This window comes from Chitinophaga sp. 30R24 (assembly GCF_049056765.1).
Lineage (GTDB): Bacteria > Bacteroidota > Bacteroidia > Chitinophagales > Chitinophagaceae > Chitinophaga.
The window spans coordinates 540,451-557,236 of record NZ_JBJGXX010000001.1 but is presented as its reverse complement, the minus strand read 5'-3'; the positions used below and the strand labels follow the sequence as shown (position 1 = coordinate 557,236).

At 44.7% G+C, this 16,786-nt stretch carries 17 protein-coding genes; 10 read left to right on the top strand and 7 right to left on the bottom strand.

Features of this window, described 5'->3' with window-relative positions; genetic code table 11:
* Positions 1–192 precede the first annotated feature (192 nt).
* Positions 193–2,811 carry an alanine--tRNA ligase gene (alaS, locus tag ACDQ55_RS02295; protein ID WP_420979428.1) on the bottom strand — a complete coding sequence of 873 codons (2,619 nt, stop codon included), beginning with the start codon at positions 2,809–2,811 and terminating at the stop codon, positions 193–195.
* A 355-nt stretch (positions 2,812–3,166) separates the two neighbouring features.
* On the opposite strand from alaS, the gene ACDQ55_RS02290 reads away from it, so the two are divergent.
* The 3 genes from ACDQ55_RS02290 (at position 3,167) to ACDQ55_RS02280 (ending at position 5,320) form a co-directional block, all read left to right on the top strand.
* Entirely contained in the window at positions 3,167–4,138 is a 972-nt protein-coding gene (locus ACDQ55_RS02290) for a peptidoglycan DD-metalloendopeptidase family protein (RefSeq protein WP_420979427.1), read from the top strand.
* A gap of 185 nt (positions 4,139–4,323) precedes the next feature.
* Entirely contained in the window at positions 4,324–4,812 is a 489-nt protein-coding gene (locus ACDQ55_RS02285) for a MerR family transcriptional regulator (RefSeq protein WP_420979426.1), read from the top strand.
* 10 nt (positions 4,813–4,822) lie between these two features.
* The gene (locus ACDQ55_RS02280; protein ID WP_420979425.1) at positions 4,823–5,320 is read left to right on the top strand and encodes a thioredoxin domain-containing protein; all 498 of its coding nucleotides are present in this window, start codon (positions 4,823–4,825) and stop codon (positions 5,318–5,320) included.
* An 89-nt stretch (positions 5,321–5,409) separates the two neighbouring features.
* Here ACDQ55_RS02280 and ACDQ55_RS02275 read toward each other — a convergent pair whose 3' ends face one another.
* Together ACDQ55_RS02275 and ACDQ55_RS02270 are read right to left on the bottom strand one after the other, a co-directional pair.
* A complete protein-coding gene (locus ACDQ55_RS02275) occupies positions 5,410–6,522 on the bottom strand; it encodes a mechanosensitive ion channel family protein (RefSeq protein ID WP_420979424.1) in 1,113 nt (370 codons plus the stop codon).
* 9 nt (positions 6,523–6,531) lie between these two features.
* Positions 6,532–7,677 (bottom strand): amidohydrolase family protein, encoded by a 1,146-nt coding sequence (locus ACDQ55_RS02270; RefSeq protein ID WP_420979423.1) that lies wholly within the window; start codon positions 7,675–7,677, stop codon positions 6,532–6,534.
* A 98-nt stretch (positions 7,678–7,775) separates the two neighbouring features.
* Here ACDQ55_RS02270 and prfA point away from each other — a divergent pair, with 98 nt between their 5' ends.
* The 3 genes from prfA to ACDQ55_RS02255 all read left to right on the top strand — a co-directional run bounded on the left by prfA (position 7,776) and on the right by ACDQ55_RS02255 (position 10,481).
* Positions 7,776–8,840 (top strand): peptide chain release factor 1, encoded by a 1,065-nt coding sequence (gene prfA / locus ACDQ55_RS02265; RefSeq protein ID WP_420979422.1) that lies wholly within the window; start codon positions 7,776–7,778, stop codon positions 8,838–8,840.
* A gap of 168 nt (positions 8,841–9,008) precedes the next feature.
* Positions 9,009–9,599: a hypothetical protein gene (locus tag ACDQ55_RS02260; protein ID WP_420979421.1), complete on the top strand. Its 591-nt coding sequence runs from the start codon at positions 9,009–9,011 to the stop codon at positions 9,597–9,599.
* Between the two features lie 198 nt (positions 9,600–9,797).
* The gene (locus tag ACDQ55_RS02255; protein WP_420979420.1) at positions 9,798–10,481 is read left to right on the top strand and encodes an OmpA family protein; all 684 of its coding nucleotides are present in this window, start codon (positions 9,798–9,800) and stop codon (positions 10,479–10,481) included.
* Between the two features lie 53 nt (positions 10,482–10,534).
* Here the strand turns inward: ACDQ55_RS02255 and ACDQ55_RS02250 are convergent, their stop codons facing one another.
* The 4 genes from ACDQ55_RS02250 to ACDQ55_RS02235 form a co-directional block, all read right to left on the bottom strand.
* Positions 10,535–10,921 carry a VanZ family protein gene (locus ACDQ55_RS02250; protein ID WP_420979419.1) on the bottom strand — a complete coding sequence of 129 codons (387 nt, stop codon included), beginning with the start codon at positions 10,919–10,921 and terminating at the stop codon, positions 10,535–10,537.
* Positions 10,922–11,023: 102 nt separating this feature from the next.
* On the bottom strand, positions 11,024–11,404 hold the full coding sequence (gene gcvH / locus ACDQ55_RS02245; RefSeq protein WP_420979418.1) for a glycine cleavage system protein GcvH: 381 nt from the start codon (positions 11,402–11,404) through the stop codon (positions 11,024–11,026).
* Positions 11,405–11,478: 74 nt separating this feature from the next.
* Complete coding sequence (locus ACDQ55_RS02240; protein ID WP_420979417.1) at positions 11,479–12,141, bottom strand: peptidylprolyl isomerase; 663 nt, start codon at positions 12,139–12,141, stop codon at positions 11,479–11,481.
* A gap of 9 nt (positions 12,142–12,150) precedes the next feature.
* Positions 12,151–12,492 carry a hypothetical protein gene (locus tag ACDQ55_RS02235; protein ID WP_420979416.1) on the bottom strand — a complete coding sequence of 114 codons (342 nt, stop codon included), beginning with the start codon at positions 12,490–12,492 and terminating at the stop codon, positions 12,151–12,153.
* A 287-nt stretch (positions 12,493–12,779) separates the two neighbouring features.
* Between ACDQ55_RS02235 and ACDQ55_RS02230 the strand changes: the two genes are divergently transcribed.
* Genes ACDQ55_RS02230 through ACDQ55_RS02215 form a run of 4 tightly spaced genes read left to right on the top strand, consistent with a single transcriptional unit; the run spans position 12,780 to position 16,706 of the window.
* Positions 12,780–13,739 (top strand): AAA family ATPase, encoded by a 960-nt coding sequence (locus ACDQ55_RS02230; protein WP_420980427.1) that lies wholly within the window; start codon positions 12,780–12,782, stop codon positions 13,737–13,739.
* 40 nt (positions 13,740–13,779) lie between these two features.
* Positions 13,780–14,646 (top strand): DUF58 domain-containing protein, encoded by an 867-nt coding sequence (locus ACDQ55_RS02225; protein ID WP_420979415.1) that lies wholly within the window; start codon positions 13,780–13,782, stop codon positions 14,644–14,646.
* 24 nt (positions 14,647–14,670) lie between these two features.
* A complete protein-coding gene (locus ACDQ55_RS02220) occupies positions 14,671–15,657 on the top strand; it encodes a hypothetical protein (RefSeq protein ID WP_420979414.1) in 987 nt (328 codons plus the stop codon).
* A 38-nt stretch (positions 15,658–15,695) separates the two neighbouring features.
* Positions 15,696–16,706 carry a vWA domain-containing protein gene (locus tag ACDQ55_RS02215; protein ID WP_420979413.1) on the top strand — a complete coding sequence of 337 codons (1,011 nt, stop codon included), beginning with the start codon at positions 15,696–15,698 and terminating at the stop codon, positions 16,704–16,706.
* Positions 16,707–16,786: the final 80 nt, after the last annotated feature.

Here is a 16,786-nt window from a genome sequence, read left to right as displayed (position 1 = left end):
ATTTAAACTAATGCGGCAAAATTAAAGGGGTAGGCCGCAAAGAAAAAGTTAAACCTGTATGGTAGGGGTGGGCTCTTTGCATTTTACCTTTTTGTTAACGTAGTGTGTAGCTTCCGTTGGTGTATATACGAATAGCGGGTGCGCCAAAGTTTGGTACACCCGCTATTCTATGTTGTTATCTAGTAGTTTATTTTATCCGGCTATCAGTTTTCTGACGGCAGTTACTACCTGGTCTAGCTTATCCGTTTCCTGGCCGCCGGCAGTTGCGAAGTTCTTCTGGCCGCCGCCGCCGCCTTTGATCAGGGGCGCCACATGTTCTTTAATGATTTTGGGCGCTTCCCAGCCTTGGGCTGTCACCAGTTTTTCGTCGATACTCAGGGCTACGCTGGCTTTGCCTCCGATGTTGGCTACAAATAGCAGTACATGTTCCGGAATATCTTTTAATTGGAAGGCGAGTTGTTTTAAACCTTCTGCATTACTTACGCTAACTACCTGTCCGAGGAACTGAACACCGTTGACGTTTTCTACCTGGTTACGTAAGCTGGCAGCCAGAGCGCGCACTTTCTCCAGTTCTAGTGCTTCCAGTTGTTTTTCGAGGGTGGTTTTGTCCTGTAGAAGGGTTTCTATGGATTTAACCAGTTCCTTGGGATTTTTTAGGGCTATCTTTATTTCTTTCAGTTGTTGGAGTTGCTCATTCACGAAAGCTTCAGCCTTGGTGCCGGTTACCGCTTCCACGCGGCGAACGCCTGCCGCTACGGCTCCTTCCGAAACAAATTTAAATTGGCCCAGTTCACCGGTAGCGCCTACGTGGGTACCACCGCATAATTCCACGCTGTAAGTAGGGTCTATAATTACCACGCGTACCACGTCGCCATATTTTTCGCCAAAAAGGGCCATAGCGCCTAGTTTTAGGGCTTCTTCCTTAGGCAGTTCGCGAATTACCACCGGGGTGTTTTCCCGGATCTTGTCGTTTACGATGGCTTCTATCTGTGCGAGTTCCTCATCGGTAACTTTAGCAAAGTGGGAGAAGTCGAAGCGTAGCGCATCAGCATTTACCAGGGAGCCTTTCTGTGCCACATGAGTGCCCAGCACCTGCCGGAGGGCGGCATGCAGCAAGTGGGTAGCAGAGTGATGCCGTGCGGTATTATGGCGTTTATCTTTTGCTACGGCGGCTTTTACCACTGTTGTTGGTACAGCAGGCAGTTTATCCGCGAAGTGGATGGTCAGGTTATTTTCTTTTTTGGTATCCGTTACATGGATTACTTCTTCGCCGAAATGGAGGGTGCCGGTATCGCCCACTTGTCCGCCGCTTTCCGCGTAGAAAGGCGTTTGGCCCAGTACCAACTGGAACTGTTCTTTTCCTTTAGCCTTTACGGTACGGTATTTCAGCAGTTTGGTGGTGCTTTCCAGTTGTTCGTAGCCTACAAATACGGAGTTGGGTGTTTCGTCCAGTATTATCCAGTCGCCGGTATCCAGTTCTGTAGCAGCGCGGGAGCGGTCTTTTTGTTCCTGCATAGCTGTTTTAAAGCCTGGTTCATCTACAGTAAAGTTATTTTCTGCAGCAATCAGGCTGGTAAGGTCGTATGGAAAACCGTAGGTGTCATATAATTCGAAGGCAGTTCTGCCATCTATAGTTTTAGCAGTAGCTTGTTGGATGAAATCTTCTATCCGGCGGATGCCGCTTTCCAGGGTGCGGAGGAAGTTATTTTCTTCTTCAAAAACTACTTTCTTCACAAAGTCTACTTGCTGCTGCAGTTCGGGGAATACATGGGAAAACTGCGCTGCGAGTACAGGAACCAGGTCGTGTAATAAAGGTTTCTTTATATCCAGGAAAGAGAAGTAGTAACGAACAGCCCTGCGCAGGATGCGACGGATCACATAGCCGGCGCCGGTATTGGAAGGCAGCTGGCCATCTGCTATAGTAAAGGAAATAGCGCGGATATGGTCGGCAATTACGCGGAAGGATACATCTTTCTTATCGTCTGTGCCGGTATATTTTTTACCGCTAAGTTCTTCTGTAACATGGATGGTACCCATGAAGAGGTCTGTATCGTAGTTGGAGGTTTTGTTCTGTAATACCCTTACCAGACGTTCGAGGCCCATGCCGGTATCTACGTGTTGGGCAGGCAATGGCTCCAGTGATTTATCCTTCATGCGGTTAAACTGCATGAATACGTTGTTCCAGATTTCGATTACCTGGGGATGATCGGCGTTTACCAAAGTTTTGCCGTCTACCAGTTTCCTTTCTTCTTCCGGCCGGCAGTCGACATGAATTTCGGAGCAGGGGCCACAAGGGCCGGTGTCGCCCATTTCCCAGAAATTATCTTTTTTATTGCCCAGCAGGATACGGTCTTCCGCAATATGTTCTTTCCAGAAGTTATAGGCTTCTTCGTCCTTAGGGAGATTTTCTTTTGTATCTCCTTGAAAGACAGTTACATATAATTTATCTTTAGGCAGTTTGTATACTTCTGTGAGCAATTCCCAGCTCCAGGCGATGGCTTCTTTCTTAAAATAGTCGCCAAAGCTCCAGTTACCGAGCATTTCAAACATGGTATGGTGGTAAGTATCAATACCCACCTCTTCCAGGTCGTTGTGTTTACCGCTTACCCGCAGGCATTTTTGCGTATCTGCAGCCCTTTTATAAGGGGGCACCCGGTTGCCCAGGAAATAGTCCTTGAATTGGTTCATGCCCGCATTGGTGAACATCAGGGTGGGGTCGTTCTTAATAACGATGGGAGCAGAAGGGACGATCTGGTGGCCTTTCGACGCAAAAAAGTCCAGGAATTGCTGTCTTATTTCGGATGCTGTCATAAATATTTAGACAAATTAGTATGTATTTTTTAACTTATAACGGCGTTTCAGCCAGCTTTGGGCTTATTGTTGTGTTTCAAGCCCTTATAAAGTAGTTAGAAAATTGACATTCAAAAGGTTGATGTTTTAATCTAATTACAGTAGGTTTGTGCGCCTTATTTTCCCGCCGTATTTAAGGGAGTGCAAAAATATCGAAACCTGTATGATTATGCAAAACAGGTTGTGTTACCGGCAAAAATAAGTGATGTGGGAAAAGAAATGCCAACGAAGCCATCCATAAGTTTGAAGTCCTGAGAAAATAAATCAGTTGTCATAGCGTTACTGTGCACTATGGCGCATAAAGTACACCCGGTGCATGAAGAAGGTTAAATATTTTTACAACACCCAAACATTAAAATACGAGAAGCTCGTAGTATCCCTGCGAGTAAAAGTCCTGCGGATATTGGGATTTGTGTCGGCAGCCATTGTTACCGGGGCTATTTTCCTGTCTATTGCCTACCGCCTGGTGGACTCCCCCAAGGAAAAGTCGCTTCGCCGCGACTTGGAAGGCATGAAGGAAAAATACGATGCGCTGCAAGGACGTATGAAAGAAGTAAAAGGTAAACTGGCGGAGCTGGAAGACCGCGATAATGAAATTTACCGGGTTATCTTCGAAGCCTCCCCTATTCCGGACAGCACCCGCTTGGGTAAAATTAACCGCGACGAGGAAGCAGCCCAGCTGCAATCTTTCGCCAGCAGCGAAATCATTGCGTCTACCGCTATTTTGCTGAAAGAGCTCACCAACAGGGTAAAAGCCCAGGAAACCTCTTACATAGAAATCGATAAAATGGTGAAGAATAAACAGCAGATGCTGGCTTCTATTCCCGCTATACAACCTGTTTCGAATAAAGACCTTAAACATATTGCTTCCGGGTTTGGCTATCGTATAGACCCGATCTATAAAACCATGAAATATCATGCGGGGCTCGACTTTGCTGCCCCCAGCGGTACGCCTATCTATGCTACCGGCGATGGTACGGTAGAAGAAGCCAGCATGAGCGACGTAGGGTACGGTAACCATGTGGTAGTACGACATGGATATGGTTATAAAACTTTATATGGCCACATGATCCGTATGAAAGTGAAAGCCGGTCAGTCGGTGAAGCGCGGCGATGTGGTAGGCTGGGTAGGTAGTACCGGTAAGTCTACAGGTCCCCACTGTCACTATGAAGTGATCAAAAACGGGGAAAAGGTGGATCCGGTATACTATTTCTTTACAGACCTTACTGCCGAACAGTTTGACCGTATGGTAAAATTGGCCAGATCTGGCAACCAGTCGTTTGACTAATAGTTATCCGGTGCTTTTGCATCTCCTGGCCATTGGCTTGGGGTTTTTGCAGAATCGTTGCCAAAAAACTAGTTGTTAAAAGCTGAAAGCTATATGCTAAAAGCTTAACTTCATCTCGTAAAAGATATTTGTCACCCTCGTTTTTTACTACGATGCATCAGCTAGACCTTTTTTCCACATCTGGAATGCCGCATCCGGTTGAAGTTGCGGCAACAGCACCAGCTAAAGTAAAGAAAGTAAAGGACCACAGCAAGAAAGCCGCCATAGCGCCCACTGTGTCTGGGAGAAAACGGGGACGTAAATCATTGAAAGAGTTATCGGAGGACCCGGATCTGATTATGGAACTGGATAAATTGGCATTGGATAAGCAGTACTATTCCATTAGTGAAGTGGCGGCCATGTTTAAGGTAAACACTTCCCTGATCCGCTATTGGGAAAATGAATTTGATATACTGCAACCCAAAAAGAATCGTAAGGGAGACCGCCTTTTCCGGCAGGAAGACATCCATCACCTCAAATTGATATATCATTTACTCCGCGAAAGAAAGTATACGATTGAAGGCGCCAAACAGAAATTGAAAGAAGACCATAAATTGGCCGCCCGCAATTTTGAAATGGTACAGGCTTTGCTTAAAGTGCGGGGTTTCTTAACAGAATTGAAAGATCAATTATAAAAACATCATTATGCGATTGAAAACATTACTATTAGGTGGTGGCCTGTTATTCTCTTCCCTGGCCTGGGCGCAGAATAGCAAGGTATTAAAAGGTAAGATAGATATGAAAACCCTGATGAACGATACTGCTACAACGTGGTTTTATAAAGGGGTGAACAACTATCAGCCGAATGATAACATGCTCAATTATATTAAAACCAACCGCTCTAACTTCAATATGGTGGTGGTAATGGGCACCTGGGATGAAGCCAGCCGTGAAGTAGTGCCTGCCCTCTATAAAATAATGATCACCGGTGGCAGCCCCGATGAACAGATCGTTATGTTTGCAGCCGATCAACATTTACAAACAGATGCGCCAGTAGATTATAAAGTAAAGAAATTACCTACTATCATCGTTTTCAGAGAAGGTAAAGAAGAAGGTCGCATTGTTGGTACTCCTAAGGAGTCTGTAGAAGCTGATCTTTCCCGCATTTTGCTGAATAGTAGCAAGAAAGGGAATAAAGAGTAAAGGGGGACAGGATTCCTGATTAAAATAAATAGATGAGCGTTGTATGATTAACTGGCTATCACCAGTTAATCATACAACGCTCGCTGGTTTTATATGGCGCTGCCTTCTTCCATTTTTACAGTAACGTTGGTAGAAGTAGTGGGTAACTTCAGGTTTCTGGCTTCGAGCAACCTTATCAACGAGAGGTTTACGCTTTCGCGTAACGCTGCATATGGTGCGCCGTCTATGATATAGGTATTGAAAATGATTTGTATAACGTAAGTATCCTTGGTGAAATCGTGCAGGTTAACGGTGAAGTTATCCAGGATATTGGCATTGTTTTTCAGCAACTGCCGTACATCCTGTAAAAACAGCAAGAGGGTTTCTGCCGGGGTTTCGGTATCTAGCTCTAGTTTCAGGGATATCCGTTGTTGGGTGCGCAAGGTCAGGTTATCCAATATGCTGTCTACCATTTTTTTATTAGGTACCGTTACATAGGTTTTTTCCAGGGTACGTATACGGGTACTGCGCAATCCTATTTTTTCTACAGCGCCTTGCCAGGAGTCTACCTTAACGGTATCCCCTACCCGGAATGGCTTGTCGAAAAAGATAATGAAAGAACCGATCAGGTTCTCAATGCTCTCTTTAGCGGCCAACGCCAGGGCTGCCGCACCAATACCAAGGCCCGCAATGATTTTTTCCACCAACCCCACGCCAAACAGGATACGGATAAAAGCAATGCCCCCCATGATCAGCACAATAGCCTTGAAAAAATCGCGGAAGAAGATCACAAACTGGTTATCTGTTTTATCTTCTGTGAGATCGGCTTTCTTTTCCAACACCAATGCTATAAAGTCTATCAGGCGCAGCATGATCCATATAATGCTCATACTCAGCGATAAGCTCAGTAACGTTTTGGTAACATCCTGCAGGGTTGCTTTATTGTATACATGTACATTCAATATATGAGGAAAGGTAAACCGGTCTATCGTCAGCATGAAAGTGATCAACAGGAAGAAAAATTCCAGTGGACGAAGCAACAGGGTTACAAAATTTTTCTCTTCTATTTGGGGTGACCAGCTTTTTACCAGCCGGAACAAGATGGCGGCCAACCCCTTAGACACATATCGTTTGATAAAGGTTACAAATAGCAAAACACTGATCAATATCAGGTAGTCTTGCACAGGGTTGTCTAAAATGATTTGATTCAGAAAGTTGTACATATATATGGACTAAATAATTCTTTTGCTATCCTGGTTAATCAATATTACACCTGGTTTAGCACCGGTGTGAAAGCTGCCATAGGTATCTTGAATTCCCAGGAATTTTGCGCCATTAAAAGTAGCCCATTGCAGGATTTCTTCCAACGGAATTTCAGGAAAATGTTGCTGGATGGTTTTTATTTCTTCCCAGATGGATAAGTGATGATTAGAAGCCAGGCTGTCGGTACCCAGTGTGATCAGGCATTGCTGCGCGCGGAGCAGTGGAATGTTGGGTAACCGGTTTTCTATGTACATATTGGCGTTAGGGCATAGGCACCACCATGTTTCCAGTGGTTGTTGCTGTGCAAACTGTATATCTGCAATGCTGGTAAAGGTATTATGTACCAATAGCATGCGGTTATGGGAGAAATAGGGCAGATAGGCTTCCAGGCTATTGGTATGGGTAGGTTGTATCCCACTGCTGTCCATGCCGAAATGGGCGTAAAACTGCAGGAAGTCACCGGTTTTTTGCTGGTATAGCTCGTTTTCCGCTGCGGTTTCCTGATTGTGGATGCTCAGTGGGGTATTGTGCGGAGTGGCTGCCAGTAAGCGAAACAGGGTTGGGCTTACAGAATAGGGTGCATGCGGCACTATAGAGCATTGGTGATGCGAGTTGTTGATATCCCGGAAAGCCTTTAATACCTCCATGCTGTATTGATACCGGCTGGCCGCCCCAGCGTCGGCAACGCCCATGCATTCCACAAAAGAGTGGTAATACATTTTTCCCTGTTGTTTTTTTTCCAGGGTGGTGGTATTATTGCAGATATCGCCTACGGCAGATACGCCGGCTTCCCACATTGCTTGCTCTGCCTGGTTTATGAGGGCGTCGTAATCATCAACTGGCTGGTTCCTTAGCTGCATCACCTGGGTAAGGAAGGCTGGTAACCCGGTATTTTCCGCAATCACCCCTTTCATATGAGACAGTTCCAGATGGCAATGGGTATTAACAAAACCAGGGCATAAGATGCCGTCTAGTTCCTGTATGTCTCCGTTTGCCGCAGCAGTGGTTACAATGTCTGCCACAGTGCCGTCTGGGCTTAATATCAATACTTTATCCGGTCCTAATAGCCTGGTACCATCAAATATATCTTTTCCCTTTAATTTGATCTGTTTCAATTACCTGCTGTTTAATTAAGTTAATGGTTTAATTTTGCAACCCGATTGGCAGTATTTCTTTCCGGTTGGGAAAGGGTACTCAAAAGTCAAATATAATTATGATAGACAAACTGGAAGCTATTAAAGGTCGTTTCGAACAGGTATCAATGGCGTTAACCAATCCGGAAGTTGTTAGTGACAACAAGAAGTTTGGTCAGCTCAGCAAAGAATACCGTCAGTTAGAGAAGATCGTAAAGGCGTACGACGCCTACCGTAAATTACTGGACAATATTGCATTTAATAAAGAGGTGCTGGACAGTGGCGATGAAGAAATGCGCGAGCTGGCCAAAGCTGAGACGGAAGAACTGCAGGAAGAAAAATTAAGGTTAGAAGAAGAGATCCGCAACTTGCTGATACCTAAAGACCCGCAAGACGAAAAGAATGCGATCCTGGAGATCCGGGCGGGTACTGGCGGAGACGAAGCCAGCCTTTTTGCCGGCGACCTTTTCCGTATGTATCTCCGCTTCTGCGAGCTGAGAGGCTGGTCTACATCTTTATTAAGTGAAAACGCAGGTTCCGCCGGTGGTTATAAAGAAATTGTGCTGGAAGTAAACGGCGACGATGTATATGGTACGCTCAAATTTGAATCCGGTGTGCACCGTGTACAACGGGTACCTGCTACAGAGGCGTCTGGCCGTGTACATACTTCGGCGGCTACCGTAGCAGTATTGCCGGAAGCAGAAGAAGTAGACGTAGATGTAAGGGAAGCAGACATTAAAATGGATACATTCCGCTCTTCCGGTGCGGGTGGCCAGCACGTAAACAAAACCGAATCGGCGGTAAGGCTTACGCACATTCCTACCGGTGTGGTAGTAGAATGTCAGGAAGGCCGCAGTCAGCACTCCAACCGTGAAATTGCCATGAAGATGCTGCGTACCCGCATTTACGAAGCGGCAGTGCGCAAACATGAAGACGCCATCGCTTCCCAGCGTAAGAGTCTCGTGTCTACCGGCGACCGTTCCGCTAAGATCCGTACTTATAACTACCCGCAAGGACGTGTAACGGATCACCGTATTGGTATGACCGTTTACAATATGGATGCTTTTATGAACGGAGACATCAAAGAAATGATCGATGCCCTGCAGTTTGCAGAGAACGCAGAGAAACTGAAACAAGGCAGTTAATTACCACTATTATATTTACAGACACATCCGGTGCTGGTTTTTCCTGGCCGGATGTGTTCACAGCGCATTTTTTATTCTTCAAATTGTTCTATTTTTAATAAGCCATATCCAGGAGGATGGTGGCGTTGTCATAAACTGAATCCTTTCTTCCCCTAAATCATCTCCAAAATGTTAGAACAATTAATGGACCTCGTCCGAGAACATGCACAGGGAGCTGTGGTGAATAATCCTGCTATCCCCAATGATCAAAATGAAGCGGTGATGGGTGCGGCTGCCACCTCTATTACTACAGGGTTGCAGCAGGAGCTGGCCAGTGGTAATGCTGCTGGGGTACTTTCTTTGCTGGGTGCTGGCGGTAATACGGCTGGTGAAACCGGTAATAGCATCGTGAATAATATTTCCAATAATTTTATTGGCACCTTGCTGGAGAAATTTAACCTGGATAAAGGCGCTGCGCAGCAATTGGCTACTTCGTTGATTCCAACGGTGATGGGCGCGTTGGTGCATAAAACCAACGATGCTTCCAATAATAATTTTAGCCTCGATGGCATCATCAATTCCCTTACTGGCGGATCGGCTCAGGGCATCAATCTACAGGGTATCCTGGGCAAGCTGTCTGGCGGCCTCGATAAAAATGGCGATGGGCATGTGGACCTGGAAGACCTGAAAAGTTTATTATCTAATGGAGCTCAACAACAGCAGCAACAACAAAACAACAACGATAGTATCGGCGGATTCCTGAAGAATTTATTAGGATGATCTTTATCTGGTTATAGCATTTATATATGTATTTTGTAGTGTATGTAATATTGATTATGATTTTTTGATAAATTTTATCATGTTATAATCAATTGATTATACTCTAAAAGTAGAATTGGCAATATATTTGATAACAAAATTTTCAATTAATTTTGCCAACGGAATTAATGCTTAAAACCTTTCAAGTCTAAAATTATTATGATGAAAAAACTCAATGTTCTGGTAGCAATGGTCTTGTCTGTAACCATGTTGTTCAGTTGTAAAACCTGGCAGAGTATGGACAATACCAAAAAGGGAGCCGCCATTGGTGTTGGTGGTGGTGCTGCTGCCGGTGCTGTAATAGGTAAAGTAGCGGGCAATACTGCTTTGGGAGCAATCCTGGGTGCTGCATTAGGTGGCGCTGGTGGTGCTTTGATTGGTAAGAAGATGGATAAACAGGCGCAGGAAATTAAAACAGAAGTGCCTAATGCTACCGTAGAACGTGTAGGTGAAGGTATCAACGTAACTTTTGACGCAGGTGTATTATTTGGTTTCGATAAATCAGACCTGTCTCCGGAAGCACAGCAAAACATTCGGCAACTGTCTATTATCCTGAACAAGTATCCTGATACCTATGTGCGTGTAGAAGGCCATACCGATGATAAAGGAACCGATGAGTATAATATGGCATTATCTGAAAGAAGAACAAAGACCGTGGTTGCTTTTCTGCAAAAACAAGGTATTGCAGCAGACCGTATACAAGGTTTTTGGTTTGGTAAATCACAGCCTAAAGTGCCTAATACTTCAGATGCTAACCGCGCATTGAACCGCCGTTGTGAATTCTCGATTTTTGCGAATGATAAGATGAAAGCAGACGCGAAGAAAGAAGCAGGTCAGCAATAAAAGATACTTATATTCTTAGCAGATATGTTCCCCTCTGGTTACAGGGGGGAATTTTATTTTTTGCTAAAAAAATAATAGCGGATCAGTTTAAATGCCCATACGCCGGCAATGGCGCCAAGGGTGTCTGCCAGGGCGTCGTACAGATCAAAGCTACGGTCTACTGCCCAGTATTTTTGGATGAACTCAATGGCTAGTCCGTAGCTGGCTGCCACTATGATCAATAGTGTGAGGGTAAGCGGTGAAATGTATTTTTTTTGCCAGAAGATGCCCAGGCTGAGCAACAATACGATACCGCCAAATAATCCGAAGTGAACAACTTTGTCGAAATGCACCTGTTCCAGAAAAGAGTTGGAAGGAATATCTTTTCCTGGCATAGTGCATAGCACAAGAATCAGGATGATCCAAAGTATCGCAGGAATATAATATCTAATAGCTTTCATCTTCCTAATTGTACTTATTATCAGTAATAAAGGACAACAGGCCTGCCATTTTCATGCGTAGCCTATTGTCCTTTATGTTATAAAAGAGGTATATGAGCGAAATTATTCACCAACGAGTGCCTGGTAAGCAGCAGCATCCAACAGCGCTTCTACATCGGCAGGATTGTTAACGGTTACCTTCACCATCCAGCCTTCTCCATATGGGTCTTGGTTTACCAGTTCAGGAGAGCCTTCCAGTTCAGGATTTATTTCACTTACAGTGCCAGCAACGGGCATAAACAGGTCCGATACTGTTTTTACTGCTTCTACAGTACCAAATACTTCTTCTGCTTCGATGGTTTTGCTCAGGGAAGTGATATCCACAAAAACGATATCGCCTAATTCACGCTGTGCAAATTCAGTGATACCAATGGTGGCCACGTTACCTTCTAATAAAATCCATTCGTGATCCTTTGTGTAACGCAGATTGGACGGAAAATTCATATCAAGTTTGATTTTGAGCCGTAAAAATACAGAAACTAATTATGAAATGGGCAAATTGCTACCATATTACTGTTTTAAAAGAATAGCCATTTTCTAATAATGCTGATCTTCATGGGAATGTCTTCCAGTGGCCGGTCCTGTTTATCTGTGCGTACAGCCGCAATCTTATCAATCACTTCCATGCCTTTGATCACCTGGCCAAATACGGTATAGCTTTGGTCGAGATGTGGACTGCCGCCTAGGGTTTTGTATATGTTACGTTGATCTACCGGTATTTTACGGCCTTTTAGCCTTGTTTTTTCCAGTGCGTCCAGTTGCTCGTCTGTAAATACCTTTCCTTGTACGATATAGAACTGGCAGCCGGAAGATGCTTTGTCGGGCCGGTCTTCCCTGGCTGCTGCCAATGCGCCTTTGCGATGAAACAGGTCTAACTGGAATTCTGCCGGAATTGTATAGCCTACATCGCCATTGCCCAGTGTATCTCCGGGATGGGCATGTTTGGAATCAGGATCGCCTCCTTGTATCATGAAGTTCCTGATAACCCGGTGGAAGAGTGTACTATCATAGAAGTGGCGCCTGGCCAGTTTCAGGAAGTTATCGCGATGCTTAGGCGTTTGGTCGTACAGCTTCACTACCATTGTGCCGTAAGGTGTTATCACTTTTACTTTCCGGTTTTGGGCTTGGGTAAATGTGGCACAGCACAGTAATAGTACACAGAGGAGTAACAGTTGCTTCATACTTATTTTTTAAATATCGGCGCGGTCTTCAAAGTAGGCAATAATGTGTTCTTTCAGGAATTGTTCCTGTTCTTGCATCTCCATTTTAGGTACCGGCTGCAGTTCTTTAAAATGAGGCCATCCGTCTTGATCATAACCTGCTGCTTCGTAATAGCCGCTTTGGCTTAACAAAGTGCATACGGCGATGTGCATCAGGTCTTGTTTCTGTTCTTTAGTATATTTTTTCTTTGTAAGATTGTTTAATTCATTGATGCCGATGAGGAGCAGAATGGCTTCCATATTAGGTGTTTTGCCAAATCTGCCGGTAAGCATATCCTCTACCGGTTTCCAACGCTGCTCAAGATCTTCCATAATATTTATTTCCTGGTGAATGTAAAATGCTTTTCCGTTTTCAAGTCTTGCAAAGGTACGTTATAGTGAAAAATATTATATAATTAGATGGAGCTTTATTAATTTAGGCAGCGCTGTAAAATGAATATTTAACCAAGATTGGCCGCAGTGGCAAGTTTAACAGCATTTTAACGGGCTGTTCACATAGTGATAAGTTTTATTTGACAAGAGAATGTTTATTTTAGCACACCTGAAAAATTATTAGCATGGAAAATACATCGTCCGACATCCGGCAACTGAATGAGAAGATTCACCAGGCTAGTGCCTTCGTGGACCTGCTCACAATGGAGTTAGGTAAAGTAATTGTGGGTCAGCGTTATATGGTGGAAAGATTGCTCATCGGTTTGCTGGCACAAGGCCACGTACTGCTGGAAGGCGTACCCGGTTTGGCAAAAACCCTGTCTATTAAATCCCTGTCGTCTGCGATCAACGCAAAGTTTAGTCGCATACAGTTTACACCTGATCTCTTGCCTGCGGATGTAATAGGTACCATGATCTATAACCAGCAAAAGAATGAATTTGTGGTGCGTAGAGGACCTATCTTCGCCAACTTTATCCTGGCAGATGAGATCAACCGTGCCCCGGCGAAAGTACAAAGCGCCTTGCTGGAAGCCATGCAGGAAAGACAGATCACTATTGGCGATAGTACTTTTAAATTGGATGAGCCATTCCTGGTACTGGCTACCCAAAATCCAATAGAGCAGGAAGGTACTTATACCTTGCCTGAAGCGCAGGTAGACCGTTTTATGCTGAAAGTAGTAATAGGCTACCCTACCAAAGAAGAAGAAAAAATGATCATCCGCCAGAACCTGAACCCGGAAGCGACTACACCAATACGCCCCATCATTCAGCCTTCAGATATACTGGAAGCCCGTAAGCTGGTACGTGAAGTGTATATGGATGAAAAAATCGAAAAATATATCCTGGATATTGTTTTTGCTACCCGTACTCCGGAAGAATATAAACTCAATAAACTGAAACCGCTGATCGCATATGGAGGCTCTCCCAGAGCTAGTATCAACCTGGCCTGGGCCGCTAAAGCTTATGCTTTCATGAAACGCCGCGGTTACGTTATTCCGGAAGATGTGCGCAATATATGCTTCGATGTAATGCGCCACCGCGTAGGCATCACTTACGAGGCAGAAGCAGAAAATGTAACCAGCGAAAATATACTGAGTGAAATCCTGAATGCGGTAGAAGTACCGTGAGCCACTAGCAGCTAGCTGCCTCAATTTTAATACACCTCTTATGGATACGGCTGAAATATTAAAAAAGGTAAGACAAATAGAGATCAAGACGAAAGGGCTTACCAACCATATTTTTGCGGGCGAATACCATAGCGCTTTCAAAGGAAGGGGTATGTCGTTTAGCGAAGTAAGGGACTATCATTTTGGGGATGATGTGAGGTCTATCGACTGGAATGTAACAGCACGGTTCAATCACCCTTTTATAAAGGTATTTGAAGAGGAAAGGGAACTAACGGTAATGCTGCTGGTAGATATGAGCGAAAGCTCCTCTTTCGGTACCAAAAAACAGGATAAACGGGAGCTAATCACGGAACTTTGCGCCGTGCTTGCCTTTTCCGCTATTAAAAACAATGATAAGGTAGGGGTGATCTTTTTCAGCGACGGTATGGAAAAGTATATTCCGCCTAAAAAAGGAAAATCGCATATCCTGTTCATTATCCGTGAGCTACTCTCTTTTACGCCTAAACGAAAAGGAACTAATATTAAAGAAACCCTGCGTTTCTTTAACAATGCTACTAAAAAACGCAGTATTGTTTTCCTGATGAGCGATTTCTTATCCAGTAATTATCAGGATGCGTTGAACATTGCGGCCAAACGTCATGATGTGGTAGGCGTACAGGTATACGATCAGCGCGATAAAGATTTGCCGCCGGTAGGATTAATACAGGTAGCAGATGCTGAAACAGGCGCCACCCAATGGATAGATACGAACGATCGCCGGGTAAGACAGTATTATGAACAACAATTCCTGCAACATGCGCAATATTGCAAAAATGCGTTCTTGAAAAGCGGGGCCGAACTGGTGAGTGTGCGCACAGACGAAGACTATGTGAAAGTGCTGCAAACATTCTTCCTGAACAGGGCATAAGTTATAAAGAAGAGCAAGTTAATCATGTATAAACCACAAGTGATAAGGCGTATATTTTTAGGTTGCTTACTGGGGTTATTATATCCTTTCAGCCTGCTGGCACAACAGGCGGTTAATGTAACCGCAAAAGCTGATACAGCCAGTATCCGCATCGGTGAGCAAATAAAATTCCAGCTAACTGCTACCCTTACAGCGGAACAGTTCAAAGACGCCAACTTTAAAATATTATTCCCGGTATTACCGGATTCCCTGGACCATTTTGAGGTAGTATCCCGTACTTCCCTTGATACGGTGATTAACCAGAATGCCCATGTGCTGCATCAAACTTATATCCTTACCAGCTTTGATTCCGGCCATTGGGAAATTCCCCCCATGAAATTTGAAGTGTTCGGCGCTGCCCGCCAGATACCGGATTCGGCGTTTACATTACCTATTGGGATAGATGTAAACACAGTGACGGTAGATACAACCAAAGCATTTAAGCCCATTAAATCTGTACAGGGGGTAACCTGGAGCATCTGGGACTATTGGCTGTATATGGTCATTGGCGCTGTAATCGTTTTAGCGGCATTGGGACTGTGGTGGTATTTCCGTTCCAGGCCCAAGAAAGTACCTGTTATAAAAACACCTACTGTTACGCCTTACGAAATAGCGTTGCAAGAGTTAAAAGTGTTGAAAGAAGAAAAGCTATGGCAGCAGGGAGATATTAAACAGTATTATACCCGGCTTACCGATATTTTGCGTACCTATTTTGAGCATCAGTTTGGTATTGCCGCTCTGGAGCAAACCAGTGAAGAGCTGCTGCAAAATATTAAACCGGTCACTAAGCTGAATCAGCAAAGGGATAAGCTCCGTAGCCTGCTGGCGATTGCCGACCTGGCAAAATTTGCCAAATTACAGCCTACGCCAGATGAGCATGAGGGTTGTATGCAGAAAGCGGAAGAAATTCTGGAATGGACCAGGCCTAAAACTGAGCCGGCAGAAGGGACCGCATCTGCATCAGCGCAATAAAAAGCATAAAAGTCAGCTGGATTTTAATTAGAAAATTGATGGATTTCTCAACATGGAAAAATATTGAATTTGCCTACCCGGCCTTTCTGTGGCTATTGCTACTGGTGCCTGTATTGATATACTGGTACGCTTTCCGCCGCAATAAGCGGAAGAGCGTAATGATGATTTCTTCACTGGAAGGGCTCAAAGGCCTGCCGGTATCCTGGAAGGTCCGTTTCCGGCCCCTTCTGCCGGCACTGCGGATTTTAGCGGTGGTGGCACTCATCGTAGCATTGGCGCGCCCTCAAACGTCTAATACTTCTGAGAGCATAGACAGTGAGGGTATTGATATTGTGATGGCGATCGATATATCTGGTAGTATGCTGGCCGAAGACCTGCAGCCTAACCGTTTGGAGGCAGCTAAAAGAGTGGCCATGGATTTTGTGGATAAACGTATCAGCGACCGTATGGGTCTTGTGGTGTTTTCTGGCGAAAGCTTTACACTATGCCCCATCACCACCGATCATGCAGTATTGAAAAACCAGATCATGTCTATTAGAAGCGGTATGTTGCAGGATGGCACCGCTATTGGTATGGGGTTGGCTACTTCGGTAGACCGTTTGCGCGACAGCCATGCCAAAAGCAAGGTGATTATCCTGCTTACAGACGGGGTTAATAACGTGGGGCTGATAGATCCTCTCACTGCGCTTGAAATTACCAAAGCATTCAAGATACGCGTATATACTATTGGGGTGGGCACTATTGGCAAAGCTCCTTTTCCCATGCCAATGGCCGACGGAAGTGTGCAGATGGTGATGCAGGACGTGCAGATAGATGAGCCGCTGATGAAGAAAATATCCAAGGAAACTGGCGGAAAGTACTTCCGCGCTACTAATACAAACGACCTGAAAAGTATCTATAACGAAATTGACCAACTGGAAAAGACCAAGGTGGAAATTACCTCCTATAAGCGATTTGCAGAGCATTTCTTTCCCCTGGCTATGATAGCGCTGGCGTGCATATTGCTCGAAGTGGTATTGCGTTACAGCCTTTTCAAAAGCCTGCCTTAGGCGCCTGGTTTCGTCTTGCTCTGCAAAATCAACCCAATGTAGAGCAAGACAAAATCCGAAATTCCTCCTACCTTTGGTAT

What these genes read in the sequence shown, in the direction of transcription:
- alaS (WP_420979428.1), bottom strand. Translation starts at nt 2,811, where the DNA reads ATGACAGCATCCGAAATAAGACAGCAATTCCTGGACTTTTTTGCGTCG.
- ACDQ55_RS02220 (WP_420979414.1), top strand. Translation starts at nt 14,671, where the DNA reads ATGTATAAACCACAAGTGATAAGGCGTATATTTTTAGGTTGCTTACTG.
- ACDQ55_RS02215 (WP_420979413.1), top strand. Translation starts at nt 15,696, where the DNA reads ATGGATTTCTCAACATGGAAAAATATTGAATTTGCCTACCCGGCCTTT.
- ACDQ55_RS02290 (WP_420979427.1), top strand. Translation starts at nt 3,167, where the DNA reads ATGAAGAAGGTTAAATATTTTTACAACACCCAAACATTAAAATACGAG.
- ACDQ55_RS02235 (WP_420979416.1), bottom strand. Translation starts at nt 12,492, where the DNA reads ATGGAAGATCTTGAGCAGCGTTGGAAACCGGTAGAGGATATGCTTACC.
- ACDQ55_RS02225 (WP_420979415.1), top strand. Translation starts at nt 13,780, where the DNA reads ATGGATACGGCTGAAATATTAAAAAAGGTAAGACAAATAGAGATCAAG.
- ACDQ55_RS02250 (WP_420979419.1), bottom strand. Translation starts at nt 10,921, where the DNA reads ATGAAAGCTATTAGATATTATATTCCTGCGATACTTTGGATCATCCTG.
- ACDQ55_RS02275 (WP_420979424.1), bottom strand. Translation starts at nt 6,522, where the DNA reads ATGTACAACTTTCTGAATCAAATCATTTTAGACAACCCTGTGCAAGAC.
- gcvH (WP_420979418.1), bottom strand. Translation starts at nt 11,404, where the DNA reads ATGAATTTTCCGTCCAATCTGCGTTACACAAAGGATCACGAATGGATT.
- ACDQ55_RS02255 (WP_420979420.1), top strand. Translation starts at nt 9,798, where the DNA reads ATGATGAAAAAACTCAATGTTCTGGTAGCAATGGTCTTGTCTGTAACC.
- ACDQ55_RS02285 (WP_420979426.1), top strand. Translation starts at nt 4,324, where the DNA reads ATGCCGCATCCGGTTGAAGTTGCGGCAACAGCACCAGCTAAAGTAAAG.
- prfA (WP_420979422.1), top strand. Translation starts at nt 7,776, where the DNA reads ATGATAGACAAACTGGAAGCTATTAAAGGTCGTTTCGAACAGGTATCA.
- ACDQ55_RS02260 (WP_420979421.1), top strand. Translation starts at nt 9,009, where the DNA reads ATGTTAGAACAATTAATGGACCTCGTCCGAGAACATGCACAGGGAGCT.
- ACDQ55_RS02280 (WP_420979425.1), top strand. Translation starts at nt 4,823, where the DNA reads ATGCGATTGAAAACATTACTATTAGGTGGTGGCCTGTTATTCTCTTCC.
- ACDQ55_RS02240 (WP_420979417.1), bottom strand. Translation starts at nt 12,141, where the DNA reads ATGAAGCAACTGTTACTCCTCTGTGTACTATTACTGTGCTGTGCCACA.